Origin of the sequence: Shewanella indica (genome assembly GCF_033842865.1) — a bacterium.
GTDB classification, from domain to species: domain Bacteria; phylum Pseudomonadota; class Gammaproteobacteria; order Enterobacterales; family Shewanellaceae; genus Shewanella; species Shewanella indica.
Genome location: NZ_JAWXXR010000001.1, coordinates 1,690,636 through 1,716,202, shown reverse-complemented (window position 1 = coordinate 1,716,202; position 25,567 = coordinate 1,690,636). Strand labels below are relative to the sequence as shown.

Genomic DNA, 25,567 nt, shown 5'->3' with positions numbered 1-25,567 from the left:
CAGATAGTTATGCCCTGAGCAAACAAACGGAGAAAGTGATGAAAACCCTTTTAAGAATAGATGCCAGCGCGAGAAGAACCGACAATGACAAGCCCAGCTATAATTCGATTTCCAAGTCGTTGGCGCAGCTATTTTGCGATCACTGGCAAGCCCAAAATAATCTATCCGAATTCATCTATCGTGATCTGGGTGACCAAGTACCGCCGGCCATCACCCAAGATTGGATTGCCGCCGTATTCACTCCGGAGGAACACCAAAGTACAGAGCAGCAACGGCTGCTGGCACTGTCGGACTGCCTTATCGACGAGCTGCAGCGGGCCGATATCATTCTGATCTCAACCCCCATGTACAACTATGGCATGCCGGCGGCACTCAAGGCCTGGTTTGATCAGGTCATCCGCATCAACCGCACATTCAGCTTCGACTTAAAGCGCGGCGATTTTCCGCTGCGGCCGATACTCAGCGGCAAAAAACTGGTTTTGGTTTACTCCTGCGGCGAGTTTGGCTTTGGCGAAGAGGGGATCCGCGCTGGAATGAATCACCTGAGTCCTCATATCAAGACCCTGAGCCACTATCTGGGGGTGGAGCAGTTTTATGAAGTGCGCAGCGAATATCAGGAGTTTGCCGACGAGCGCCATCGGGCTTCCATCAAAGCGGCCAGCGCCTCACTGACGGAGCTGGCCCTAAAAATTTAGCAATCAAACCACTGCATTTAAGAAGCTAAAGCCCGGATTGGCCGCGAACAAAGACCAGCCAATGCCGCTGTCTCAGCGTTTGTTCTCAGTCCTTGGTTACCACCCAGAGTGCATGCAGCAATCCGGGGAACCAGAAGAACAGACAGAGAATGATATTGATCAGCAGGTCTTTACCGGCACCGGCTTTGAGAAATACCGCCACCGGCGGCAATAAAATGGCGATGATGACGAGCAAGAGTTTATTGGTATCCATGGTATGACTCCTGGCGAGGAATTAAAGGGACAACCCGTTTAACTTGGCAGCATGATGCCCAGCTTGCAACCTTTTCTCTTTCCCCGAGAGTGAACCTAAATGTCAACTACCAGTATTTATTTGCGCTTGGGCCAGTGCAAATCCCAGGGTTGCTTAAGCTTTTGCAACTGACTCAAAACGCCCGACTGCATAAAAGCCTCGCCCTGCGATGGTAAACTCAGGTATCTGAGCACTTGCCCGTGCCATTCAAACTCCAGCGCATAAGCGTGCAGGTAGCCACGGTCGGCATCAACAGCGCTGCCGCCATAGAGAGTATCCCCCAGAATCGGCACCCCCAGACTGGAAAGCGCTACCCTCAGCTGATGGGTCTTGCCGCTGTGAGGCTTGAGCAGGTACAGGCGCAGCCCCTCGGCGACCGACCAGGAAAAGAACTGGGTAACAGCCGGGTTATCGGTGGAACGCAGCAGTTTATACTGGCTACGGCGGGACTTGGCCATATCACCTATGATCCAACCCTGTTTTTTGCCCGGTTTACCCTTGGCCAACGCCAAATAATATTTCTGCACCTTGTGTTCACTGAACATGCGGGTAAATTCAGCTGCCGCCTCGGATGAACGGGCCAGCAGCAATAGGCCGGAGGTCAAGGTATCGAGTCTATGTACGGGATAGAGCTTATAGCCCAATTCTCGCTCGGCACTGGCCACTAAACCTGCCTCACCGTGCTGGCTGTGAAAATGAACCTCGGGCCGCTTGTCCAGCAGGATAAAGTCGGGCTCTGTGGCTATCACTGAATACATGGGTTAAACCTGAAATGTGACTATGACCCTAAGGCCGGGGTGGTTATCCTGCAGCGAAATACTGGCGTTGTGCCGCGAAAGAATCGCCTTGACCATAGAAAGCCCCAAGCCGGTGCCTTGCTTATGACGGCTCGGATCCAGCCGCACCAGCCGCTCGAAGACCCGCTCACGCTCCGCTTCCGGGATCCCGGGGCCATTGTCGCTGATGATGACTTGATTGGCTTGCTGCGAAATGGTGATACAGGCTCCCTCGCCTGCATAGCGAATGGCGTTGTCGACCAGATTGAACAGCGCCTGGAACAAGAGGTGTTTGTCGCCTGTGATAGGGCAATCCTCACTGGTTTCCAGCTTGAGTTGTTGCTCTTGTGCCTCGGCCAATACATCGGCCATATCCAGAAGATCGTGACACATCTGCTGCAAGCTAAAGCGCTCCAGCTCCAGTTGTTGTTGCCCTTCTTCAATACGGGTCAGCGACAACATGGCGTTGAAGGTCGCCAAGCAGTGATCCAGCTTTTCGATCAAGATGGCGCTGCGTTCAGGGAGTTCCTCTGCCGGATACTGCGGCAACTGCTCCAACCCTATCCTCAGGTGCGAAAGAGGAGTTCGCAGGTCATGGGCGATATTGTCTGTCACCCCGCGCACGGCGGCAAGGTTGCGTTCCAGGGTATCCAACACTCGGTTGAATTGGCGCGCCAGCATATCGAATTCATCACTGTTGCGACTCACAGGCAAGCGGGTGTTGTAGTAACCTCGCTCTATGCGTTCACTCAAGCGGTTGTATTGCACCAGACGCCTGAGCAGCGCCTTGGAAAACAGATACCCCATAGCCAGCGTCAGTACCACTGTCAGCATCACAGCGGTGGCTGCCGCGCTGAGAAACTTTTCGATCAAGGTCGCCAAGTGGTCGGTACGGGTGGCGATCAGCACAGGGCCATAACGTGTCATTACCACGCCGCCGGTGAGAATATGCAGCTTATCCGGGCCACCGGTAAGGATGGGGAAATCGCGGGTTTTCGGCAGCAGCGGCATATTATCCGGCATAAAGGTCAACGCCCCGACCATATCCGGGCTACCCTGCCAGGCAATCAGTGCCGTTTGCGGATCAGCGGCATGAATTTGCGCCGCAAAGCTGCGCTTATCTACGCTCAAGGCCAGTTGCTGGTAACGCTGCGCCTCCGATGCCAGATGCTTCTCAACCTGAGACTGTTGTTCGGTTACCAGCTGTTGATAGAGGGCAAACAGTAACGCGCCGATGATCAGAGTCACCAGCACAGAGAAGAAGATGGTGATACGCCATACGCTGCTCTGATACGGCTTAATGGCTTTGGCGGAGACGATAACCAGCCCCTCTTATGGTTTCAATCAGCTCGCCATGCCCCAACTCTTCGAACTTACGTCTCAGCTTGGCGATATGCACATCAATAACATTGGTTCTGGGGTCAAAGTGGTAGTCCCATACGGCTTCAAACAGCAGGGTGCGGCTGATCACCTGATTGGCATGTTCCATCAGGTACTTGAGCAGCTGGAACTCCTTGGGCTGCAGCATTAGTTCAGTGCCGTCCAGGGTCACTTTACGGGTCAGTAACTCCATCTCCAATAAACCCACCTTGAGCTCTGTTTTAGCCGGCAGTGACTGGCCACGCAACATCAGTTTCTCAGCCCGTACCAGCAGCTCGGAGAAGGCGAACGGCTTGGTCATATAGTCGTCACCACCGGCTCGCAGTCCCTTGACCCTCTCGTCAACGTGACTGAGTGCCGAGAGGATCAACACCGGGGTTTGATTACCGGTGGCCCGAAGTGCCGCCAAAACCTTGAGACCATCGAGCCCGGGTAACATGCGATCAAGGATCACCAAGTCGTATTGACTACTGGTCGCCAGCAGCAACCCCTGATGGCCATCGGCCGCAGTTTCAATGTTGTGTCCCTGCTCCAGAAAGCCCTTGACGATATAATCCTGAGTGGTTACGTCATCTTCGACCAGTAATATCTTCATTGTCAGTCCCATTTCAGTAGAGGCAATGGCCGCTGTTTTTCAATATCAAACGCCAGCTTATGCTTGCCTCGTTCATCCATTACTTTCAGCTCCAGGTAAGCAATCCCCAGATCTTTGTCCAACTGAGCCTCCAGCAGATGAGCCTTACTGTTTTGCATCGCCATTGCCACCAGTTGGGAAAAACTGAGCTTTTTCTGCACCAAGAGTTTGACCGCGGCCAACTCGGCCATATCGTCAGCCTCCAGACGATCGACTTTGCGTTTGAGGATCTCGCCGCTACCGGCGAGTATATCCAGCTCAGTGGTAGTGTGATCATCCGGGTTTATTAAGTCAATTTCATAGACCAGGACCCCATTATCCACATCGGTTTCAAACTCGACGATCACCCCGGGAAACTGGGACTCAATACGCTGCATCAGCTCTATAGGTTGAATACGGTCATTATCATTCAACAATTCCAGCAGCGAGGGAGCCGCGACTGCCACCGAAGAAAACAGCACCAGCCCCGCCAATAAACGTCTCATTTTGCCTCCATCCGAGCGCTGGCACCGAAGGCCAGCTACTCATACAAGCCAAGATTCATTTCGCAGTGTCACCAATCAAAGTGATACTTTCAATTTCAACTTCATTGCCGTTCCACTCCTTGTCAACCTCGCCGGTCAGTTTCACCAGAGTGCTTTCTTTCACATCGGCATTGATATTGCGCCACAGCTTATGGTCGATTTCGACTTTAACCTCGCCGGAATCATCACGGAACAGATAAGTTTCGTCGCCCAGACTCTTCACCAGGTAACCTGTCAGCTCAACCAGGGTATCGTCCTTGGCCTGCTCGACCTGAGACGCTGTAATGACCCGATTTTCGACTCCCGGCCCGGTATAGGCCGCAAGAGCAGCACCACTGCCGAGTGAGGATAATACCAGTAAATATGCCAACTTTTGCATCTTGTTTCTCTCCTGAGGTTGTTTCAATGGCTGCAGTATAGATTTCAGCGCTTGAACTCAGGATTGAAGCTAAATTAAGTTTTGATCATCTAACCGACAACAGGCATAAAGACCGTCTTTATCAGTGTTCGAGAATATGAATTTGTTCGGATTTGAGGGCTACTTCAGTCTGCATACCGGCAACCAACTCCAGCTTACGTGCCAGATGTAACGGCACTTCGGCGCTGAGAGTCTGATCCACGCCTTCGATTACTGCCAGCAAGCGCACAGACTCGCCCATCACCAGTAGGGATTCGAGCCTGACATTGAGTTTATTGAAGCTGCGGCACAGGCGGCCACGGCTGATGGAGTTGAATCTGACGCCTTGATTAGGCACTACCCAACGCACCTTATCTCCCGGATTCAGGCGCGCATCATAGTCACAGGCAATCAGTTGCTCGCCAAACTTGAGCCAGGTGAGTTGCCGCTCCTGTTCCAGGGCCACCACTTCTGAGTCAAACAAGTTTCTCAGGCCCATCTGCCGGGCAACCGCCTCGTTACGGGGTTTAGCCAACACTTCATGGGGCACACCCTGTTGCAGCAACTGCCCTTGGCTGATAAGCACCATGCGGTCGGCCAGCAACAAGGCTTCGTTGAGATCATGGGTCACCATGATCACCGGAATATGCAGCTGCGATTTAAGTCGTGCCAGCTCCAGATACAGGCGCTCACGGGTTTCGCGATCGACCGCGGAAAAAGGCTCATCCAGCAGCAATACCGAAGGCTCACGCGCCAGCGCTCTGGCCAGTGCCACTCTCTGTCTCTGACCACCGGACAACTGCTCAGGCAAACGATCCGGCAAACCTTGCAGATTAACCCGCTCCAGCCAATCCAGCGCCCTGGCCCGGCGTTCGGCCTTGGGCAGATGGTCAAGCCCGGCGATAACATTGTCGACCGCACTCAGATTGGGAAACAGGCCAAAGTGTTGCGGCACAAACCCCAGATGGCGCTGCTGTGGGCTCAGGTTCACCGTCTCGGAAAACCAGGGTTTATCACCATAGCGGATGCTGCCGGATTGCGGCTTATTGAGACCGGCAATCATCCTCAGCAGCGTGGTCTTGCCGCCACCGGAGGGCCCCACCACGGCCAGGACTTCACCGGCTCGGCAAACAAAGTCTGCCTGCAGTGGGATCCCCTTGGTTTGATGGACGCTGACATGCAGATCTGTCGGGGTCATTTCAATCTCCCGAGCCGCCGCGACAACCCTGTGGTCAATGCCAATGTGGTGATGGCAAACAGCAAGAGTACCAGCGACATAGTACCGGCCGAGGCGAAGTCAAATGCCTGGACACTGTCATAGATGGCGATGGAAATCGTCTTGGTCTCTCCCGCGATGGAGCCCCCCATCATCAGGACGACACCAAACTCGCCGAGTACATGGGAGAAACACAGCACCAGGGCCGTCAGGATCCCCGGCCATACCAAGGGCAACTCCACCTTGAATAGCTGCTTGGTGCGACTCATGCCACAACAGGCGCAGGCATCACGCACATCCTGTGGAATAGCTTCAAAAGCCCTTTGAATAGGCTGCACCGCAAAGGGAATATTGACCAGTACCGAGGCGACCACCAGGCCGGAGAAATGAAATACCAGCTGCACCCCCAAGGTTTGCTGTAGCCATAGGCCCAGCCAGCTTTCACTGCCAAGCCCTACCAAGAGGTAATAACCGATCACCGTAGGTGGCAACACCAGGGGCACCATGATCAGCGCTTCTATCCAGGACTTACCGCGAAACTCACGGTAGGCCAGCAAGCGGCTCAACAAGATGGCAAGCGGCAAGAGCACCAAGACACTGATGGCAGCCAGTTTGACCGAGAGCCATAGCGACTGCCAATCCATTCAGCTTCCCTCGGGCAGGGCAAAGCCATAGGCGCTGAACACTTGTCGCGCTTCCGGCCCCTGCAGATAGTCGTAAAAGGCTTTGGCATCGTCGCCGGCTTTCTCAAGCAGCACCATCCGCTGGGTCAGCGGGGCATGGGAATCTACCGGCAACGCCAGATAGCGACCTCTCGCCTGAAACTGCGGTGCTACCGCCAGCGACAAGGCAACTATGCCGCCTTGAGTCGAGCCACTCAAGGCAAACTGCGCCGCCTGGGAAACGTTTTCGCCATAGATGAGGTTGGCCTGCAACTCCTGCCACAAACCCTTTTGCTTGAGCAACGCACGGGCGCGCTCGCCATAGGGAGCATGATCCGGGTTGGCGATGGCAAAGCGCTTGATCTGCCCGGCGGCCAGTGCTTGTTGCAGCCCCAGTAATTCTTGATCCAGTTTCAGTGGCGAATTCTTGGGAGCCACCAGTGCCAAGCGCCCGTAAGCGTAGACCACACCCTTGTCACGGGTGATGCCGGCGTCAGCCAGCGCCTCGACATAACGCTCGTCGGCCGAGAGAAACAGCTCGAACGGCGCACCATGCTTTATCTGCGCTACAAAGTTACCGGAAGAACCGTAGGAGATCTTGAGTTGGCGTCCTGTCTGTTGCTGATAGCGCTCGGCGATATCATCCAGGGCAAACTTGATATTGGCCGCCGCAGCCACATGAACGCTTTGCGCCGCCGCAGCCGGCAGACACAGACCGAGCAGCGCCAGTGCGGTCAGCACGGCCTTGTTCGTCGAATTCAGCAATCGCTCCAATAGCACCATCAAACGCTCCGGTTACTTTTCCCAGGCCTTGGCGGCCTGCTCATCGGCATCGCGGGCCTCAACCCAGTGTTGGCCACTGTCACCGGCCTCCAGCTTCCAGAATGGTGCCTTGGTCTTGAGGAAATCGATGAGAAACTCACAAGCCGCAAACGCCGCCTTGCGGTGGGCACTGCTGACACCGATAAACACTATCTGCTCGCCAAGATGCATAGTGCCAACCCGGTGAATGATGGTCAGCTGATTCAGCGGCCAGCGCTCACGGGCTTGAGTGGCGATTTGCCCCAAAACGGCTTCTGTCATCCCGGGATAGTGTTCCAGCGTCAGGTCGGTAACCGCACTGCCATCGTTGAAGTCGCGTACCTTGCCGACAAAGGTCACCACGGCGCCATCGCTGTTATCGGCGGCGATGCGGGCATATTCGGCCGGGACATCAAAGTCGGCGGTTTGTACCAAAATACGATCGCTTTGCATCTCAACCTCCGGTTACCGGTGGGAAGAAGGCCACCTCATCACCCGCTTTGATCTCTGTATGCCAAGGGCTGAGAGTTTGGTTGACGGCTACCAACAGCTTGTCGGACGCCATCACTCTGGCCCACTTGTCGTCTGTGGCCGCCAGTTGGGCACGCAGCGCCTCGGCCGTCAAACCCGGCTGGCTCTCGACTTCAATGGCAGCCGTTCCCAATAATTCGCGTACTTGAGCAAAAAACAGCACTTTAATCATATCGTTACACCTTAAAATGACCGGATTTACCGCCGCGTTTCTCCAGCAGTCTTACCTGGGTAATCACCATATCTTTCTGCACCGCTTTACACATATCGTAGATAGTCAGCGCCGCAACCGAGGCCGCCGTCAGGGCTTCCATTTCAACCCCGGTTTTGCCAGCCAGCTTACACAGGCTGGTGATCCTGACCCGGTTTTGCTCCGGCTCGGCCTGCAGATCCACCTCGACCTTGGTCAACATCAAGGGATGGCACAGAGGGATCAGCTCTGAGGTTTTCTTCGCGGCCATAATGCCGGCGATTCTGGCAGTGGCAAACACATCGCCCTTATGGTGGCTGCCACTCATGATCATCTGCAGCGTCTCGGCTGACATCTCAATATAAGCCTCGGCACGGGCTTCGCGTTCAGTGATCGACTTTTCGGTCACATCCACCATATGGGCGTTGCCGTCGGCATTGATATGGGTAAAGGCATTAGTCATCTATAGCAACCTTTTTCAAATGGGATACGAAGTTACAGGGCCGGTGCCGGGCATCCAGCTGCTCTTTGAGGATCTTGTTCCAGGCCGTACGACATGCGCCGGTGGAACCGGGCAAACAAAACAACGCCGTTTGATTGGCGATACCGGCCAATGCCCGCGACTGCACAGTAGAAGTGCCCAGCTCAGTGTAAGTGATGTGGCGAAAGAGTTCACCAAAGCCTTCTATTTCAGCATCAAACAACGGCCGCAGCGCTTCTGGGGTGTTGTCTCTGCCGCTAAAGCCGGTGCCGCCGGTGGTGATGATCACCTGGACATTGGCCGCGGCTATCCATTGGCTGACGATAGCGCGCATCTGGTATTTATCATCCAGGCATAGCTTACGCTCGACCAAGTTATGCCCAGCCTCCTGCAGTGCCTGTACCAGAAAACGCCCGGAGGTATCTGTTTGCAGCTCCCGGCTGTCTGAAAGGGTAAGAATGGCGATATTCAAGGGCTCAAAATGGGTATGAATGCAATGTCCCATGTCAGTTCCTGCTGCTGAATGCTACCGAGATGGCGATGATAAGTATCTGGCGCCCAAACGAGCGCCACCCTCAACCGCCGATAGAGGCCAGATGTTGGGTTACACCGGTAATGCCTTGGTGCAGATAGTGAGTCTCTTTCTTCTGTTGCAACTGCTGATGCAAACGGGCAATCAACTCATCCTGCTGTTCAGGACTCTGAAGCAGATCCCGAAGATCGACACCATGTTCGGTGAACAGACACAGGTGCAGCTTACCCTTGGCAGAAACCCGCAACCTGTTACAGCTGGCGCAGAAGTTTTTGGCATAAGGCATGATCAGCCCAATACGGCCACGATAATCAGGGTGGCTGAAGTTTTGCGCCGGGCCATCTTCGGCCGCGGGCTGATCATACTGCCAACCTTCGGCCTCGAGTCTGGCCTTGATATCGGCTCCAGCCAGGTGATGCGCCTTGAAGTAGTCGTGACCCAAACCGGTTTCCATCAGCTCGATGAAACGCAGATCTATGGGGGTATGTTTGATCCAATGCAGGAAACGTGGCAGGTCCTTGTCGTTGAGATCCTTGAGCAGCACAGCGTTGATCTTGACCCGCTCAAAGCCGGCTTCCAGCGCCGTATCTATACCGCGCATGACCTCATCGAACTTGTTCTCGCCGGTGATCTGATAAAACATCCTGGGGTCCAGGCTGTCCACAGACACGTTGATCCGCCTCAGTCCGGCGTCGTACCACTCTTTGGCGTGCTTCTCGAGCCTATAACCATTGGTGGTAGTGGCGATAGTGTGAATTTCGCTGTTGTCGGCAACTGCGCGAATGATATCGGTAAAGTCTTTGCGCAGCGTAGGCTCGCCACCTGTGATCCGTACCTTGCGGGTACCTACTTTGGCAAAGGCAGCAACCAGATTCTCAATCTCGCTGAGCGTCAGAAAAGAGGGCTTGCCCTCCGGGCGATAACCATCCGGCAGGCAGTAACTGCATTTGAAGTTACAGACGTCAGTAACTGACATCCGCAAATAGTGAAATCTTCGACCAAAATTGTCTTGTAATTGGGACATGATCACCTTTCCAAGTCAGGGAGGTGAGAGCATTTCTTTACTCACCCCGGTGGCAAAATTGCCACGGCTAAAGGACCATATCTTCACTGACGTAGGACCAAAAGCTCGGAGAACCGTCTGCGCCAATTATAGGACGAAAAGGGGGGTGAACCATACCCCTAAAAATGGATTTCCCGATCTGGTTCAAATCTGCGTGGACTTTTTGTGACAAGCTTCACTCATAAATTTCATCAAAACTAACGGCTGCTTTCCGATCAAATACTGTGCCCTGAATAGATTTTCAGGTAAGGTTGGAGCTGGATAAAAATAAAACACCCGTTTACATCGGGGGACTTTGAAGGATAGAGGTGACATGATGGAACGCGAATCAATGGAATTCGATGTTGTTATCGTTGGTGCAGGCCCCGCCGGACTGGCTACGGCTTGCCGTTTGATGCAGATCTCCAAAGACAGCGGCAAAGAGATCAGTGTCTGTGTGGTCGAAAAAGGCTCTGAAGTCGGCGCGCATATTCTCTCCGGTGCCGTCTTTGAACCCAGCGTATTGGAAGAACTCTTCGGTGACTGGAAAGAACTGGGAGCCCCCCTGCATACCCAGGTTACAGAAGATGAAATCTATCTGCTCAAGTCGGCCGAAGATGGCAAACATCTGCCCAACAGCCTGGTACCCAAGACCATGCACAATCATGGCAACTATATTATCAGCGTCGGTAATCTCTGCCGCTGGATGGCCGAGCAAGCCGAAGGCCTGGGAGTGGAGATATTCCCCGGTTTTGCTGCCAGCGAATTGCTGCTCAATGAAGACGGCAGCGTCAAGGGAATATTGATCGGCGACATGGGCATAGGCGCCGATGGCCAGCCCAAAGACAGCTATATGCCGGGTATGGAGCTACACGCCAAATATACTGTGTTTGCCGAAGGCTGCCGTGGCCATCTGGGCAAGCAGCTGATAGAAAAATTCCACCTGGATAACGGCAAGACACCACAACATTACGGCATAGGCTTCAAAGAGATTTGGAAGATCCCGGCCGAACAACACCAACAAGGTAAAGTGGTTCACAGTGGCGGCTGGCCGCTACAGGAAGGCGCCAGCGGCGGCGGTTTCCTCTACCATATGGAAGACAACCAGGTTGCCGTGGGGCTGATCATCGACCTCAACTACAAGAACCCGCATCTGAGCCCCTTTGATGAATTTCAGCGTTACAAGACCCACCCTGTCATCGCCAAGACCTTAAGCGGCGGCGAGCGTTTGAGCTATGGTGCCCGCGCCATCACCAAAGGGGGACTAAACTCTCTGCCCAAGATGAGCTTCCCCGGTGGTCTGGTAATAGGTTGTGATGCCGGGACACTCAACTTCGCCAAGATCAAGGGCACTCACACCGCCATCAAGAGCGGTATGCTGGCGGCCGAGACCCTGGCAGAAGGCCTTATCGCCGGAGTTGAAGGCGGAAAAGATCTCGACTGCTTCCAGGAGCGGCTGGAACAGAGCTGGCTCTTTGATGAGCTTTACCGTTCCCGTAACTTCGGCCCGGCCATGCACAAGTTCGGCACCTTCCTGGGGGGCGCCTTTAACTACATCGATCAAAACTGGTTTGGCGGCAAGTTCCCTGTGACCCTGAGAGACGAGCATCCCGACTATGCCCAGATGGCTGAAGCCAGTGCCTACAGCAAGATTAACTACCCCAAGCCGGACGGCAAGCTTAGCTTCGACAAGCTCTCTTCAGTTTATCTGTCCAATACCTTCCACGAGGAAGACCAACCCTGCCATTTGCGCTTGAAAGATGCCAATGTCCCTATTGCGGTCAACCTGGTGAAATACGATGAACCGGCGCAGCGCTATTGCCCTGCGGGTGTCTATGAGGTGGTTGAAGACGAGGGGCAACCCAAGTTTGTGATCAACAGCCAGAACTGCATTCACTGCAAGACCTGTGACATCAAGGACCCCAGCCAGAACATCACCTGGGTGACCCCCGAAGGGGGTGGTGGCCCTAACTATCCCAATATGTAATTAGTGACTGTAAGCCATAAGAACGCGTCTTTTAAGACGCGTTTTTTATTTACGCAAAAGCAATATTAGCACCTATTGATACATTAAGGCTTTTTGGTCATAATCCCGGTTCTACAATAAGATCCAGCCCCATAAAACAGCTGGCCTGCCTATACTCTACAAAGACTTACGGGGAAATCCCTGCCAATGCGTTAATTACTATGCTCAAGTGTAATTAACGTTAAATCAGTTAATGCTGTTGTCCACACTATAAGGATATGGATAGGCGGTCGCTATGAAACTCAAACTCACCATCAAACAAAAGATTCTACTGACAGTGACTCTGGCGGTACTGATGTCGACGATTTTAGTCGGTGTTCTCAGTCAACGCAGTGCCCGTAAGGTCGTTGAACAACGTATGCTCGACTCCGAACTGCCCAGCTTAATGCTACAGATCCGCAATAAATTAGATCTGGAAATCAGCACGCTGATGAATGGCGCCGAGCAACTGGCCCACAGTCAAATGCTCAGGCACTGGTTGGAACAGGGACGCCCCGAAGCCGAACTCCCTTTGGTCATCTCACAACTCAAGGACATGACTCGCCAGTATCACTTGGCGCAAGCTTCCTATGCCGATCGGGAAACAGCGGCCTATTACACCCAGGACGGCTTTTTGCGGATCCTCAATCAACAGCAGGACAGCTGGTTTTTCAACTACAGAGACAGCCGCCAGGAACGCATGTTGAATGTGTTCACCGAAGCCAACGGCGAGGTCAAACTCTTCATTAACTATCAACAGCCCAACGGTCGCGGCCTGGTGGGGCTGGCCAAGTCACTCGACGATATGGTGCGCCTGCTCAACTCCTTCAAGATAGAGCAAAGCGGCTATGTGTTCCTCACCGACAATCAGGGCAAGATCCAACTGCATCCGGACAAGAGCCTGACAGGCAAGCGCAGCCTGCAGGATCTCTACCCAGGCAATCTTAGCAAGCTGCTTGATAAAAGCGACTTCCAGCTGCTCGAAACCAAAGTTAATGGTACCGACATGCTGGTTGCCAGTAGCTATATTCCATCAATGGATTGGTATCTGGTAGCTCAGGTTCCTCAGGGGGAAATCTTTGCCCTGTTGCAAGAGGCAGCCTATCAAATTTTATTATGGACAGTGTTGATTGCCGCTGGCTTCATCTTCCTGGCGGTGATAGTGGCTGGCTCGGTTAGCCGTCCCATCAGCAAGGTGGCAGAAATGTTCCGCGACATAGGCGAAGGCGAAGGCGACTTGCGCCAACGTCTGCCGGTAGAGGGTGAGGATGAAATAGCCCAACTGGCCAAGGGCTTCAACAGCTTTATCTCCAAAATACAGGACTCTGTGGTCGAAGTGGCCGCCACCAGCGAACAGTTGGGGCTATCCGCCAAGGACGTCTCGGCGCAAGCCAAACAGACCATGAGCGACAGCCAGGATCAGAAAGACCGCACCATGATGGTGGTAACCGCCATCAACGAAATGGGGGCAACCGTTAACGAAATTGCCGCCAATGCGGCCCAGGCGGCGGTAACAGCCAAAGATGCCGACGGCGAATCGGCCACCGGCCAACAGGTGGTGACCCGTGCCCGCAATACCATTAACCAGTTGTCGCAGGATGTGGCTCAGGTCGGCGAGGTGATCGAATCACTGGCAACCCATACCAAGTCGATAGGCAGCATTCTGGATGTGATCCGTGCCATCTCAGAGCAAACCAACCTGCTGGCACTGAATGCCGCCATTGAGGCGGCTCGGGCCGGCGAAGCCGGCCGTGGTTTTGCAGTTGTGGCCGATGAAGTCCGAAACCTGGCTTCCCGCACTGCCGCCTCAACCGATGAGGTGCAGGTAATGATAGATAAGCTGCAGGCCGAAGCCGCCAGAGCCGTCAGTGCCATGGAGCTGAGTCGCAATCGATCCCATGAAGGCGTTCAGGCCGTGGATGAAGCCAGCCAGGCGCTCAGCGGTATCTCGGGGCAAATTGCCCAGATAAGCGATATGAATATCCAAGTGGCGGCAGCCACAGAGGAGCAATCCACTGTAGTGGAAGATATTAATCGTAACGTCAGTGAGATCAATGACATAACCCAGCGCACAGCCCAGACCGCCGAAGCTGCCGCCGCGGCCAGTGACGCGCTCAATAATCTGGCCTACAGGTTGGATACCTTAGTCGCCCGCTTCAAGGTTTAGCCTCAGGTTCCCCAACGGCAGCCTTGCAACTGCCGTTGGGAATACTGAACCTCATTCCCGCAAAACCTTGAGTACACATGCAACTCCTGAATCTTGCTGCTGATTGGTATAACATAGCCGCAACTATCTTTCGGCTAATAAAAGAGTATTCATGGAACCACAGATAGAATGGGCGCTGTCACATATCGCCTGGCTGATGTTTATTCTGGCAGGACTCTTCTTTGTCTTGCAGCTTTGGCGTTGGCAGCAGCTATTGAAACATATACGGGTTCAGTATCCTGAACTGGCTCAAACAGATGAAAAAAATTCATCAAATATAGCGATAAGAGTCAAACAATCGCTGGAGTCTGGCACTCTGGCCAACAGCCAGGATCCTGTGATTATTCGTTATCAGAAACAACAGAGCATCCTTAGGCTTATTATGGCTATTTTACTCACTATTGGCTTTGTAATGGCTATATTCGAGTGAGCTAAACCCGTTAGTAACTGCGTCACTCAAAACAGACAATAGGTGAATATAAGTTATCTATGGTCTGTTTTATCAACCCAAAGTTCTGCTAGTGTTCCAAGGTTATTGTTTGGGCCAGGGAAAGCTCACCTCAGACTGTTCGCCATAACAGGTTGGGCGTCTTGGGCAAACCGCACCTCTGGAGCAGATCAATCTGGCATCGCCGGTAATCCCACGCTCGACCCAATTGATATTGAGGATCCGCGCAACCGTCAGCAGTTGCTGTTTTATCTTTCTGGGAATGGCGCCTTCTCCGCCCTGCTCGACACAAGCCTGTTTAAGATCTTGCGCCAGTGACAAGGCATCTTCCCCTTGGGCCTCAATGGCAGGATTGAGATCTATCCCGGCACAAAGCACATGATGATTGCCGGCCAAGTCTTTGACCTTGACCGATTCACAACAATAGATCCTGGGTTGTTGCTCCACATCCAGAATGGATATCTGCGCCGAACTGCCTTCCTTGGGCTCGGTGATCATCCGAAATACCGCCCAGTGCTGACAAGGATCGGCCACCGCCCGCATATTACCCCAGGGTAGCGGGATACCATTGCCGCGATACACTGCTTTTAGCTTGCCCGGAGCATAGGCGTCGAAGTAGTGCCAGTGAGGATAAGGTGAAACCCCGGTCATACGCCGCATCGCTACCGAGGGAGAAACCCCCGCCAATCGGTGAGCATCTATCTCGTAGCCGTATCTGTCCAGCAGTTGTCTGAATGCCACCTTGGGGCAGAGCAAGGCCCCGGCAAAGAAACTGGCCTCAAAGCCACGCCAGGCCTGGAGTATATCCTGGGCATTAAGAGACGAACTCTGGATCTGGGGATCGGTTTCACTGAAACCACTGCGGCCCACGGTCAACACATTGCTCAGCCCATCGCGGTTATGCAGCACACAGTGACCTATATGCACCGCCAAATCGTACTTGAGCCTGGTTGGTTGAGACTTGAGGATCTCGTTGAGAAATAGCGTTCCCGGCGGCTCCATGTAAGAGGTCACCAACTCTCCGGTACATATCCCCTGGGCATCCGTCAGCTGTTTTGCCGGCCGGGCGAACCATTGGATCTTCAGTCCCTGCGCCGCGGCGAGATCCAGCATCTCTTCTACCGACAAGGGCAGACGCTTCTTACCCACCTCTTCGGCGGCCCGTTCCAGATCGGGGAAATGGTTTTGATGGTGTTCCTGATGGGCGCGGATCAATAAGTGGGCAAACTGGCGGCCGCTGATCCCCGTCTGTGACAGCATCTCGGGAATGGCTATCTGCAGAATATCATTGGAAAACAGGAAGCCGGGCTCCAGCGGCATACCACTGACACCACCGCGTCGCCCCTTGTCCGGGGTGATAGCTTGCTCCTCCGGCGCATCGTCCAGAAACCAACTCACCTCTTTTTGAAAAACTGCAGCTATGACCGCCAGCATACCTGCACTGGGAACACGCTTGCCCCTTTCGATCATCGACAGGTATGACACAGACGGCGCCGACTCAGGATCGACCCTGACACAGCGTGCCGACAAGTCTTCCATAGTTAAGTGATTGCGTTTTCTGAGGTTTCTTATTTTAGTTCCCAGAAAATGTGACTTACGGATCAGGCTTTGGTCTTGGCGCATTTTGTAAAATTCACACTGTAAAATTTTTATTGTGAAATTGTAATCAAAAAACCGCTAGCCTACAAATTAAGCAATTCACAGGAATTGTCCGGCCATGAGGCAAAGGTGCCATCTGGTCAAGGAAAGCAAAACACGAGGGCGAGACGATGAACATCTCCACTATGCAACAAAAAATCAATCAAGAGCACAACCCTTTCATCGCCGAAGCCGTCTTTGCCGTGGAAGCACTCGGTGAACGCCATATCGCCGACAAGATGGCCAATGCCAAGCAACTGCTTGACCGGCTATTCCCACTGGCAAACGGCTCACATGCCGAGGTGGTTTGCTATGTGGTCTACTATCAGCATCTCTTGGCCTGCTTTGCCGATGGCAGCCAGTGTGGCCTCAAACAGCCACAACAGTTTGTTGCCCTAAGCGGCCACCGCAGCGAACCAGAAGCCATATTGCTCAAGGATGATCGCGACTGTCACCTGGAGCTAAGTTTCGACCGCCAAGGCTGTGTCGGCAGCCGCGACTGCGCCGCCATTGAAGACATTCAGCTGGAACGCTGTCTCATCGATGGCCGCTGTCAGGACAACAGGCTCAAACGTGAGTGGATTAGCCTGTTGCACAATGATGGCGGTCAGCCACGCAGCAATAAGTGCTGCAAGCGCTTTACCACTAAAGATGGCCATGAATATCAGTTGTCTTCACGGGTCTAATCGCAACAGAGCGTCATAGGCACTTGGCCCGAAACTTGTGCCAGAAATAACATCGACTCAGGATCGGGGAACTGGCTTCCCTGGTCCTGTTGTTTTAGTCAGAGATTCAGCAAAACTTACGCTGGATATTAAGTTAATTTTAGTTTTCCTAGCATTTTGCCTCACTTATACTAACGCTCCCGGAATTTTACTATCTCTTATCCATGAGCCAACTGCAGAAAAAGTGGCTGTTTTGCCTGCTTGCCCTCGCCTGCCTACACCCCGCCATCTCCTCACCTCTGGCACTCTTGGTGGGATTTGTGCTGGCTAATCTCGGCTGGTTGCCATCGGACTGGGATCTGGGGAAACTGACCAAAAAACTGCTGGCCATCTCCATTGTCGGCCTGGGTTTTGGCATTCCGCTGCAACAGGCGATCGACGCCTCTGTAGGCAATTTGCCGTTAATCCTGGGATCAATATTGCTGACCCTGCTGGCGGGCACGGCGTTGACTCGGGTTTTGGGGTTGGATAGGCGAGTCGGTCACTTGATTGCCAGTGGCACCGCCATCTGTGGTGGCAGCGCCATCGCAGCTGTGGCACCGGCTATCAATGCCCGCAACGAACAAACCGCCATTGCACTGGCCTGCGTCTTTGTACTCAACTCGGTTGCGCTGTTCGTTTTTCCCGTGATAGGTCATCTGCTGCAATTAAGTCAACATGACTTCGGGGTTTGGAGCGCCATCGCCATTCATGACACCTCTTCCGTGGTGGGCGCCGCGTCCGCCTATGGTGAAGAAGCACTTAAGACAGCAACCACCATCAAACTGGCACGTGCCTTGTGGATAGTGCCTCTGGCGGCTATCAGCGCCTTGTTATTTGGTGGCAAGGGTAAACTCAATATTCCCGGATTTATTCTGTTTTACTGCCTGGCTATCGCCATCACCAGTTTGTTGCCGCAAGGCCAATTTATCTATCAGGAGCTATTTGCGCTGGCAAAGCGTGCCCTGGTGGTGTGTTTGTTCCTGATTGGCTGCGGTATCACCTTCAGGAAACTACAGCAAAGTGGTAGTAAGCCCTTACTTCTCGGCGTGATCCTCTGGCTGTTTATCGGCAGTTCGTCTCTTGGTTATATTCTCTGGCAGGGTTGAAAACAGGTAACAAAAGCCTGCGAAGGCGCTGAGTTCAATCAGGGCCCGCAACAAGCCTTGGGTCTGGGTCGATGCCAGTACCACCAGTAAGAGAAACAGCAAGATATAGCCAGGCTTCACCGCCACCTCCACAGTTAAATAATGCCGCTATTATTGGTGTCTGTGGAGCCTGGGTGCCAATATCGATTCTCGATAATAAAGAACCCAAAGCACTAAGAAAAAATTTTTTATACCTTTTTATGGCAGAAGACCTGCTCTCTGTGACAGCGATAGTCTGGTAGCAATAAGAAAAGTTGCCGGGGAAATGCCTAATCCTACTCGCTCAGCAGCCACTGGATTGGCTTCAATAAACGCGGATAAAACCGCTTTCAAAACGACAGATGCCAATTGTGTCTTAGGCCGCCTGTGAAGCATCGGTGCTAGCAACGGGCTGAATAAAATCTTCCATAAACCAGGCACAGAAGGTATGGCGGCCATCGACATCCGCCTTGGCGTAAATTGCCGAGGCCTGCTGTCGCACCGTCTTCTCCTTGGTACTGCGAACACTGGCAATCTCCTTGAAACTCAAGCCTTTCAACAGTAATAAAGCCACTTCCTGCTCACTGCGGGTCAGCGACCAGAGTTCAAATTGTTGCTGTACCGCCTGAGTGTATTCCTGGCGGGCGGCTTGCATTCGGCTGGAGATGTTGCAGATCCTGGCGTCGGCATTGGCCAACTTTGACTTGAGTAGCTGCATCTCGCGGCTACGGCGGATCAGATCAAAACTGATATACAAGGCACCACAGGCAGAAAGAGCCACCAGAATGCTCTCCTGCACTATATGATAAGTCGGCACTCCGAGCTGCATATCTGACAACACATCCAGCAAATTCAGCGTCATGATCACACTGAGCAGCCCTATCATCACCAGATCCTTCATTGGCACAACTCCCGACTAATAACCTTCAAAAACATACAGTTAAATTATGGTACATATGTCCCATAAGCCCAAATATGATACATGTTGCCGAAGACGACAAGCCAAATCAGTGCCAGGCTGGCGGCAGATATTTCCCCAAGAGAAACTCCCATGAAAATCCGCCCCCTCTACCTGGGCTGTAGCCTGCTGTTAATGGTGTTTCAGCTGAGAGCGGCCCCGGAAACAGACAGAGACGCCCTTTTGTCCCTAAGTCAAAACAGGCTGCACACCTCTTCGGCACAATTGGCTCCAATATATCACAGCTCGGACTGGCTGGCAGGGCTGCCAAGCATCAGTTTGAGCCATCTTGGCAGCCTGGAAAGCCACAACAACTATGAGCAGGAGCTCTCGCTCAACCTGCCTTTTCAGTCGCCGGCCATGCAGCGCCAGAACGCCAAACTCAAGCCCATTAACGAACGCATGCTGGAATTGCAGAGCCAATTGCAGCGCCTCTATCTCTCTGGACTATTGCGTCAGTATTGGTGGCAACAGGCACAAGCCGAGCAGGAACTGGCGCAACTGCGCCACAAGCAACAAGTACTGCAGCAACTGTTGCAGCGGCAACAAGCCCTGAGCCGAAGTGGTGAAATGCCGGCAACTGCGGTACTGCTATTAAAACGTGAACTGCTGGAGTTGTCGCTCGCAAAGCTCCCACTGGAGCAGCAGCGACAAGAGGCCAATGAGGCACTCAAGCGCCTGACCGGGCTGCAACAGCTGCCATCGCTGGATGAAAGTGACACCCCACTGCCGAATGATGCCGGTGCCGGGCATCCCATGTGGCAATTGCTGGCGCTGCAGCAGCAACGTCAACAGCTCACCACAAACACCCAACTCGAAGGAGATGACACTCCTTGGTTGGTTTCAGTCACGGCCAAAAACACTGCAACTCTGGGACAAGATGAACAGTCTCTGGGTCTGGCACTGGAGATCCCCTTGCCTGTTGGCAACGGCCTGAACCAGCAACAGCTTGGCGAGTTGCAGCAACAAAGACTGCAACTGGAGCAACAGCAACAACAGCAGCTACTGCAGAGCCAACTGCAGTTGCAACAACTCAAACAGCGCCAAGCCCAACTACAACAACAGCAGCAAGGGCTGGAACAAGCCGTGCAGCTGAGCAAACAGCTCAGCCAAACCCTGCTGACCACGGCCGAACAAGGCCCAGCCCAGTATGAATCCTGGCTGCGGCGCCACCTTGAGGCCCTGGATACCCAAGCCAGGCTGTCGCTCAACCAGCTGGCACAAGCCCAGCTGCATTCCCAACAACTGCAAGCGCTCGGAGTTACCCTATGACCCCTAAAACCCTGGTTGGCACACTGGTGTCGACCCTGTTCTTCTCCCCGCTGTGGGCACAGGAAATTTCGGTTGCTGACCTCGGCAAGCTGACACTCAGCTTCACCTCAGTGAACCAAGTACAACAGATAGAGGCCGCCCCTGTACCGGCAATATTGGCGGCTCAGCCCGGCAGCAGCTTCTATCTCACGGCACCGGAAACCATCCAACAGCGACGCTGGTTGGTGGCCGAAGGAGAATGGGTCGATGAAGGTCAAGCACTGGTGCAACTTAAGGGCGCCGAAATTGCCCACTTTCAACTGCAATTTGCCGCCGCCGAAGCGGCATTCAAGCTCGCCAAGCAACGCTATGATCGCAACCAAAAGCTGCGGGCCAACGGCGCCATAGGTGCCGAAACCTGGTCGCAGATAAGCCGCCAGTATTTCGACGCTTTGCTGCAATATGAACACCTGCAGCATTTCAGTGAATTGCTTAAGCCGGGGGACAATCCCGAGACTCTGATATTGCACGCGCCCATGGCCGGACTGCTGCAATATGGCGATAGCAGTGAACCGCTGATGAGCGGCGCCCCACTGCTGGGGATACTACCCGCCGACGAACTCAGGCTTAAGCTGCGTTTACCCCTGGCCCAGAAAGACAGTGTCAATGCCGTGATGGCCGGAGAGTGCCAACTGCAGATAAGCCGCAAGGACCAGTTGGCCAAACAGGGCTTTGTCGATGCCTGGAGCCAGGCCGTTCCCCCAAGCTGCGGCCTGCAACCCGGGCAGCAGTTGCAGGTTATTCCGCTGCAGGCCATCAATGCCCTGGTGGTGCCCAAGCAGAGTCTCTATTCCTGGGGCACTGGCAGCCAGGTGCTGAGTCACAGCCAAAATAAACTGCGACCAACCGACGTGCAGGTTATAGGTGCCAGCGCCGACAGCTACTTCCTGGCACCCAATGAAACTCTGGTCGGTGCCGAGGTGCTGAGCGACTCAGTGGCGGCCGTCAAAGGCATACTCCTGGGTTTGGGGGGCGAATAGCATGCTCAGTGCCATTATCCGTTTCTCCCTGACTCAAAGGCTGTTTACCCTGATAACAGCGCTGCTACTCTGTGGTGCCGGCGCCTATTCCTGGTTGGGGCTGCCGCTGGACGCCTTCCCGGATATCTCGCCGACCCAGGTGAAAATCATCCTCAAGGCTCCCGGCATGACAGCCGAAGAGATAGAAGCCCAGGTGACAGTACCGGTTGAGACTGAGCTACTGGGGATCCCCAAGCAGGCGATACTGCGTTCCACCAGCAAGTATGCAATTACCGATATCACCCTGGACTTCAACGAAGGCACAGATATTTACTGGGCCAGACAACAGGTGAGTGAACGCTTGGCGGCGGTATGGGACAAGTTGCCCGCCGATCTTGAAGGCGGCGTTGCCCCCATGAGCACCCCGCTCAGTGAAATCTTTATGTTCTCGCTGGAGAATCCCTCGCTGTCGCTACTGGAGCGCCGTCAGTTGCTGGAATGGGAAGTCAGGCCGCTGCTGCGTACCGTGCCCGGAGTCGCCGATGTCAACATTCTCGGCGGTTTTGCCAAGACACTGCAGATCACCCCGGATCCCGTCGCTCTGGCTCAGGCCGGTATCAGCCAGGAAGAGTTGATAGCCCGTATTGAGAGCAACAACAGCAACACGGGTGCCGGACGCATCACGCTCGGGACAGATAACCTGACGGTTCGCACCGAAGGGCGCATCGACTCGCTGGAGGCCCTGCAACAACTGGTGATTGCCACCAATCAGGGTGGCAGCTATCGCCTGCAAGACCTTGCAAAAGTCGAAATAGGTCATCTCAGCCGCTACGGCGCCGTGACCCGTAATGGTGAAGAAACCACAGAGGCCTTGATCGTCGGCCTCAAGGATGCCAATACCGATCAGGTCATCAAACTGGTACGGGAAAAGCTGGCCCAGATAGAAAAAACTCTGCCATCCGGCAGCCAGCTGAATGTGTTCTACGACAGGGCCAACCTGATAGATACAGCCATAGGCACCATTTCAGATGCCCTGTTTCAGGCCGTGGTATTGGTTATTCTGTTGCTGGCACTATTTCTCGGCAATTTGCGCGCTGCATTGGTGGTATCACTGTCGCTGCCGCTGGCGGCGCTGGCCACCTTTATGCTGATGCGTTACTTCAATCTGTCGGCCAACCTGATGAGTCTCGGCGGCCTGGTGATCGCCATCGGCATGTTGGTGGACTCCTCCGTGGTGGTGGTGGAGAACATGGTCAACCAAATTGCCGGCGGCAAACGCCTGCCCAGGCTGCACCTCATCTACCGCGCCACCAAAGATGTGGCCGTGCCTGTGGTGTCCGGCACCCTGATAGTGATCATAGTCTTCTCACCGCTACTGACTCTCAGCGGCCTCGAAGGCAAGCTGTTCACCCCAGTGGCTATCACCATAGTGTTTGCCATGCTGTCGGCACTGGCACTGTCGCTGACGGTGATCCCCGTGCTGGCCTCCTATCTGGTCAATGAAAAAGCGGCCAACGAACCCAAGGCCATTGGCTGGCTCAAGGCGCGCTACCTGCTCAGTCTGCAGTGGGTGTTACTGCACGGTAAGGCTTTTTGCGCCACGGCACTGGTGGCACTGGTACTGAGCCTGGGGCTGTTTACTCAGGTGGGTAAAACCTTTATGCCGACCCTGGATGAGGGTGACATTATTCTGCAGTTGGAGAAGTCCCCGTCGATTTCGCTGCAGGCCTCGCTGGCACTGGATACTCAGATAGAGCAGCACCTGCTGACCACTGTACCCGAGATACGCCAGTTGGTCGCCCGCACCGGCGCCGATGAGCTGGGGCTGGATCCCATGGGGCTGAATGAAACAGATGTATTCATGGAACTTAAACCCGTGGAGGAGTGGCGCTTTGCCAGCAAGGAGGAGCTTATTGATGCCATACGCACCGAAGTGCTCAAGTTTCCGGGGATCAATTTCAACTTCACCCAACCTATCCAGATGCGGGTCTCCGAGATGCTTACCGGCAGCATAGGCGATGTGGCGATTAAAATTTTCGGTGAAGATCTTGAGACGCTTTCAAGATTGGCCAGCGAGACAGCACACCTGACCAGCGCCACTCGCGGCAGCCAGGATGTCAAAACCGCCATGACCGAAGGCAGCCCCTTTATCAACCTCCGTCTCAAGGAGGGTTTGGCCCGCAGTTACAACATGAGTGCCGATGAATTTGGTCGATATCTCAAGAGCCAACTGGAAGGCCTGGCCATAACCGAGATAATCCAGGGCAAGAAGCGAACTCCCGTGCTGATCGCCCAGGCAGCAGATGGTATCAACAGCCTGCCGCAACTGGAGCAAAGGCTATTGGTGATGCCGGATGCCAGCCTCAGGCCCCTTGGTGAACTGGCGCAAATAAGCTATCGCGAAGGGCCGATACTGATTGAACGCGAGCAAGGCAACCGCTTTGCCGTGGTCACCACCAATGTCAGCGGCCGCGATATCGTCGGCTTTGTTGAAGAACTACAGGGCAAGCTGGCCGCTGAGCTGTCTCTGCCCAGCGGTTACAGCCTGAATTTCGGCGGCGAATTCGAGAACCAGCAACGGGCGACCCGTAACCTGCTGTTGGTGGTGCCCGTGGCGCTGATGCTGATCAACCTGATCCTGTTCACCACCTTCGGCAATATCTCCAAAGCCTTGCTGATCCTGGCCAACGTCCCCTTTGCCATGATGGGCGGTATCTTCAGCCTGTTTATCTCGGGCGAATACCTGTCGGTGCCGGCCTCAGTGGGCTTTATCGCCCTGCTGGGGGTAGCCGTGCTCAACGGCGTGGTGATGGTCAGTTACTATGAACAGTCGCGGCATCTGTTTGCCAGCCTCTGTGAGCGGGTCGAACAAGGTGCCGCCCGCCGACTGCGGCCGATTCTGATGACGGCCACCACCGCCATGTTCGGCCTGATCCCGCTGGCCTTTGCCACCGGGCCCGGCGCCGAAATTCAAAGGCCGCTGGCAATCGTGGTCATAGGCGGGCTGATCACCTCCACTATCACCACCCTCTATTTGTTGCCGCTGCTGTATCAAACCCTGGAGAAACGCCAATGAAACAACTCTTGGTGCTGATAGTGCAGCACAATCTAAAAGACGATGTGGTCGACACCCTGATGTCGCTGGACTACCTCTCCGGCTTCAGCCTGATCAATATCTGTGGCTTCAGCCGCGAGCACAGCCACTTCAATCTCAAGGAACAGGTGGAAGGTTATCGGGAATTCTACAAGTTTGAGGTGATGCACCCGCAAGAGTCACAGCAGGCGCTGCTGCAAACCCTGGCGGAGGTCTGCCGCCACAACCCCTGCCGCTATTGGATAGTACCGATAGCGACAGACGGCGTGCTGGGTCAGGACTGACGGGATTTAAGCCAATACTGGCCGGCAATAGCCAACAGGCAATAACCGAGGAACAACCAAAAGCCCGACTCCAGGCTGGCGTGGGTGTGAACCAAATCGCCCATGCCGGCCGAGGCGTTGCCGGCCATATAAGTGATAATAAGTGCCACCACAAATACGTCGGCCATGGACCATTTGGCGATGGCAGCGGTAATACTGTCGATGATCTGCCGCACCTTACTGGACAGCGGCGCCTGAGCCAGCAGCATCAGCCCCAGCTTGCAGGCCGGCACTATCACGGAAAACAGCATCACCAGCGCCGCCACCAGGGTATTGCCGTGTTGATGCAGCTCGGTCACTGTGCCCCAGATACTGCGGGTCTTGTTGAACACCTCCATTTCACCTTGAAGGTTGTTAAGCCCCAACATACCGCTAATCATCGCCAGCATTCCCCTGGCACTGTCGCGCCCGGAACCATCACTGACGGCTTCGGCAATCATGTCCAACCCGGCTTCGGTCAGCTCGGCCTTTTCTACCGTGCCGCTGACAGTCAAAATAGGTTGAGTCACCCCGGGGATCAGCAAGGCCAGCGACAATAATAGGGTCATGATAGGTAAAATTCGGCGCATCGGGGTCACTCCACAAACTCAACAAAAAGGCCCACCACTCGGCGGGCCCATCAGTTTACCCAGTTTACCGCC

General features: G+C 54.2%; 27 protein-coding genes and 1 riboswitch. Of the genes, 10 read left to right on the top strand and 17 right to left on the bottom strand.

Annotated features, from left to right (window positions below; all coding sequences use genetic code 11):
* Nucleotides 1–38 precede the first annotated feature (38 nt).
* Nucleotides 39–695: an FMN-dependent NADH-azoreductase gene (locus tag SIL79_RS07985; RefSeq protein ID WP_039034621.1), complete on the top strand. Its 657-nt coding sequence runs from the start codon at nt 39–41 to the stop codon at nt 693–695.
* Nucleotides 696–780: 85 nt separating this feature from the next.
* Here the strand turns inward: SIL79_RS07985 and SIL79_RS07980 are convergent, their stop codons facing one another.
* The 14 genes from SIL79_RS07980 to moaA form a co-directional block, all read right to left on the bottom strand.
* Nucleotides 781–948: a YqaE/Pmp3 family membrane protein gene (locus SIL79_RS07980; RefSeq protein ID WP_039034620.1), complete on the bottom strand. Its 168-nt coding sequence runs from the start codon at nt 946–948 to the stop codon at nt 781–783.
* Between the two features lie 116 nt (nt 949–1,064).
* Entirely contained in the window at nt 1,065–1,745 is a 681-nt protein-coding gene (locus SIL79_RS07975; protein WP_233962826.1) for a TIGR01621 family pseudouridine synthase, read from the bottom strand.
* Nucleotides 1,746–1,748: 3 nt separating this feature from the next.
* Complete coding sequence (locus tag SIL79_RS07970; RefSeq protein WP_226685132.1) at nt 1,749–3,011, bottom strand: sensor histidine kinase; 1,263 nt, start codon at nt 3,009–3,011, stop codon at nt 1,749–1,751.
* Between the two features lie 49 nt (nt 3,012–3,060).
* On the bottom strand, nt 3,061–3,738 hold the full coding sequence (locus SIL79_RS07965; RefSeq protein WP_039034618.1) for a response regulator transcription factor: 678 nt from the start codon (nt 3,736–3,738) through the stop codon (nt 3,061–3,063).
* Between the two features lie 2 nt (nt 3,739–3,740).
* On the bottom strand, nt 3,741–4,262 hold the full coding sequence (locus tag SIL79_RS07960) for a PepSY domain-containing protein (RefSeq protein WP_039034617.1): 522 nt from the start codon (nt 4,260–4,262) through the stop codon (nt 3,741–3,743).
* Between the two features lie 55 nt (nt 4,263–4,317).
* Nucleotides 4,318–4,680: a YgiW/YdeI family stress tolerance OB fold protein gene (locus SIL79_RS07955; protein WP_233962825.1), complete on the bottom strand. Its 363-nt coding sequence runs from the start codon at nt 4,678–4,680 to the stop codon at nt 4,318–4,320.
* 121 nt (nt 4,681–4,801) lie between these two features.
* Nucleotides 4,802–5,896 carry an ABC transporter ATP-binding protein gene (locus SIL79_RS07950; protein WP_052248137.1) on the bottom strand — a complete coding sequence of 365 codons (1,095 nt, stop codon included), beginning with the start codon at nt 5,894–5,896 and terminating at the stop codon, nt 4,802–4,804.
* A complete protein-coding gene (gene modB, locus SIL79_RS07945; protein ID WP_039034615.1) occupies nt 5,893–6,558 on the bottom strand; it encodes a molybdate ABC transporter permease subunit in 666 nt (221 codons plus the stop codon). Before modB ends, SIL79_RS07950 begins: the two co-directional genes overlap by 4 nt.
* Nucleotides 6,559–7,359 (bottom strand): molybdate ABC transporter substrate-binding protein, encoded by an 801-nt coding sequence (gene modA / locus SIL79_RS07940; RefSeq protein ID WP_071476335.1) that lies wholly within the window; start codon nt 7,357–7,359, stop codon nt 6,559–6,561.
* Nucleotides 7,360–7,371: 12 nt separating this feature from the next.
* A complete protein-coding gene (moaE, locus tag SIL79_RS07935; protein WP_039034613.1) occupies nt 7,372–7,830 on the bottom strand; it encodes a molybdopterin synthase catalytic subunit MoaE in 459 nt (152 codons plus the stop codon).
* A gap of 1 nt (nt 7,831) precedes the next feature.
* A complete protein-coding gene (gene moaD / locus SIL79_RS07930; RefSeq protein ID WP_025889200.1) occupies nt 7,832–8,080 on the bottom strand; it encodes a molybdopterin synthase sulfur carrier subunit in 249 nt (82 codons plus the stop codon).
* Between the two features lie 4 nt (nt 8,081–8,084).
* Entirely contained in the window at nt 8,085–8,561 is a 477-nt protein-coding gene (gene moaC, locus SIL79_RS07925; RefSeq protein ID WP_025889198.1) for a cyclic pyranopterin monophosphate synthase MoaC, read from the bottom strand.
* The gene (gene moaB, locus SIL79_RS07920) at nt 8,554–9,084 is read right to left on the bottom strand and encodes a molybdenum cofactor biosynthesis protein B (protein ID WP_319619116.1); all 531 of its coding nucleotides are present in this window, start codon (nt 9,082–9,084) and stop codon (nt 8,554–8,556) included. The genes moaC and moaB overlap by 8 nt, the downstream gene beginning before the upstream one ends.
* A 70-nt stretch (nt 9,085–9,154) precedes the next feature.
* Complete coding sequence (gene moaA / locus SIL79_RS07915) at nt 9,155–10,135, bottom strand: GTP 3',8-cyclase MoaA (RefSeq protein WP_039034610.1); 981 nt, start codon at nt 10,133–10,135, stop codon at nt 9,155–9,157.
* A riboswitch (molybdenum cofactor riboswitch) is annotated at nt 10,123–10,258 on the bottom strand. Its footprint overlaps the gene before it by 13 nt.
* Nucleotides 10,259–10,490: 232 nt before the next feature.
* Here moaA and SIL79_RS07910 point away from each other — a divergent pair.
* The 3 genes from SIL79_RS07910 to SIL79_RS07900 all read left to right on the top strand — a co-directional run bounded on the left by SIL79_RS07910 (nt 10,491) and on the right by SIL79_RS07900 (nt 14,794).
* Nucleotides 10,491–12,140, top strand: coding sequence for an electron transfer flavoprotein-ubiquinone oxidoreductase (locus SIL79_RS07910; protein ID WP_039034647.1), 1,650 nt, complete (start codon nt 10,491–10,493; stop codon nt 12,138–12,140).
* A gap of 274 nt (nt 12,141–12,414) precedes the next feature.
* Nucleotides 12,415–14,325, top strand: a complete 1,911-nt coding sequence (locus SIL79_RS07905; RefSeq protein ID WP_144362041.1) for a methyl-accepting chemotaxis protein — start codon at nt 12,415–12,417, stop codon at nt 14,323–14,325.
* A 151-nt stretch (nt 14,326–14,476) separates the two neighbouring features.
* Entirely contained in the window at nt 14,477–14,794 is a 318-nt protein-coding gene (locus SIL79_RS07900; protein ID WP_319619115.1) for a hypothetical protein, read from the top strand.
* A gap of 102 nt (nt 14,795–14,896) precedes the next feature.
* Here the strand turns inward: SIL79_RS07900 and SIL79_RS07895 are convergent, their stop codons facing one another.
* The gene (locus SIL79_RS07895) at nt 14,897–16,435 is read right to left on the bottom strand and encodes a DUF3612 domain-containing protein (protein WP_319619114.1); all 1,539 of its coding nucleotides are present in this window, start codon (nt 16,433–16,435) and stop codon (nt 14,897–14,899) included.
* A gap of 146 nt (nt 16,436–16,581) precedes the next feature.
* Between SIL79_RS07895 and SIL79_RS07890 the strand changes: the two genes are divergently transcribed.
* Nucleotides 16,582–17,136 (top strand): aldolase/citrate lyase/malate synthase family protein, encoded by a 555-nt coding sequence (locus SIL79_RS07890; RefSeq protein WP_071476330.1) that lies wholly within the window; start codon nt 16,582–16,584, stop codon nt 17,134–17,136.
* A gap of 203 nt (nt 17,137–17,339) precedes the next feature.
* Nucleotides 17,340–18,263 (top strand): YeiH family protein, encoded by a 924-nt coding sequence (locus SIL79_RS07885; RefSeq protein WP_071476329.1) that lies wholly within the window; start codon nt 17,340–17,342, stop codon nt 18,261–18,263.
* A 394-nt stretch (nt 18,264–18,657) separates the two neighbouring features.
* On the opposite strand, the gene SIL79_RS07880 is transcribed toward SIL79_RS07885, so the two are convergent.
* Complete coding sequence (locus tag SIL79_RS07880) at nt 18,658–19,182, bottom strand: helix-turn-helix transcriptional regulator (RefSeq protein WP_039034606.1); 525 nt, start codon at nt 19,180–19,182, stop codon at nt 18,658–18,660.
* Nucleotides 19,183–19,332: 150 nt separating this feature from the next.
* Between SIL79_RS07880 and SIL79_RS07875 the strand changes: the two genes are divergently transcribed.
* From SIL79_RS07875 to SIL79_RS07860, 4 genes are read left to right on the top strand one after another with little or no spacing between them, the layout of a single operon-like run.
* Nucleotides 19,333–20,511: a TolC family protein gene (locus SIL79_RS07875; protein WP_071476328.1), complete on the top strand. Its 1,179-nt coding sequence runs from the start codon at nt 19,333–19,335 to the stop codon at nt 20,509–20,511.
* Nucleotides 20,508–21,530, top strand: coding sequence for an efflux RND transporter periplasmic adaptor subunit (locus SIL79_RS07870; protein WP_039034605.1), 1,023 nt, complete (start codon nt 20,508–20,510; stop codon nt 21,528–21,530). Before SIL79_RS07875 ends, SIL79_RS07870 begins: the two co-directional genes overlap by 4 nt.
* 1 nt (nt 21,531) lies before the next feature.
* Entirely contained in the window at nt 21,532–24,585 is a 3,054-nt protein-coding gene (locus SIL79_RS07865; protein WP_071476327.1) for an efflux RND transporter permease subunit, read from the top strand.
* Nucleotides 24,582–24,887 carry a DUF3240 family protein gene (locus SIL79_RS07860; RefSeq protein WP_025009174.1) on the top strand — a complete coding sequence of 102 codons (306 nt, stop codon included), beginning with the start codon at nt 24,582–24,584 and terminating at the stop codon, nt 24,885–24,887. Before SIL79_RS07865 ends, SIL79_RS07860 begins: the two co-directional genes overlap by 4 nt.
* Here the strand turns inward: SIL79_RS07860 and SIL79_RS07855 are convergent.
* Nucleotides 24,878–25,495 carry a paraquat-inducible protein A gene (locus SIL79_RS07855; RefSeq protein ID WP_162206939.1) on the bottom strand — a complete coding sequence of 206 codons (618 nt, stop codon included), beginning with the start codon at nt 25,493–25,495 and terminating at the stop codon, nt 24,878–24,880. The two genes, SIL79_RS07860 and SIL79_RS07855, sit on opposite strands and share 10 nt — an antisense overlap.
* Nucleotides 25,496–25,567: the final 72 nt, after the last annotated feature.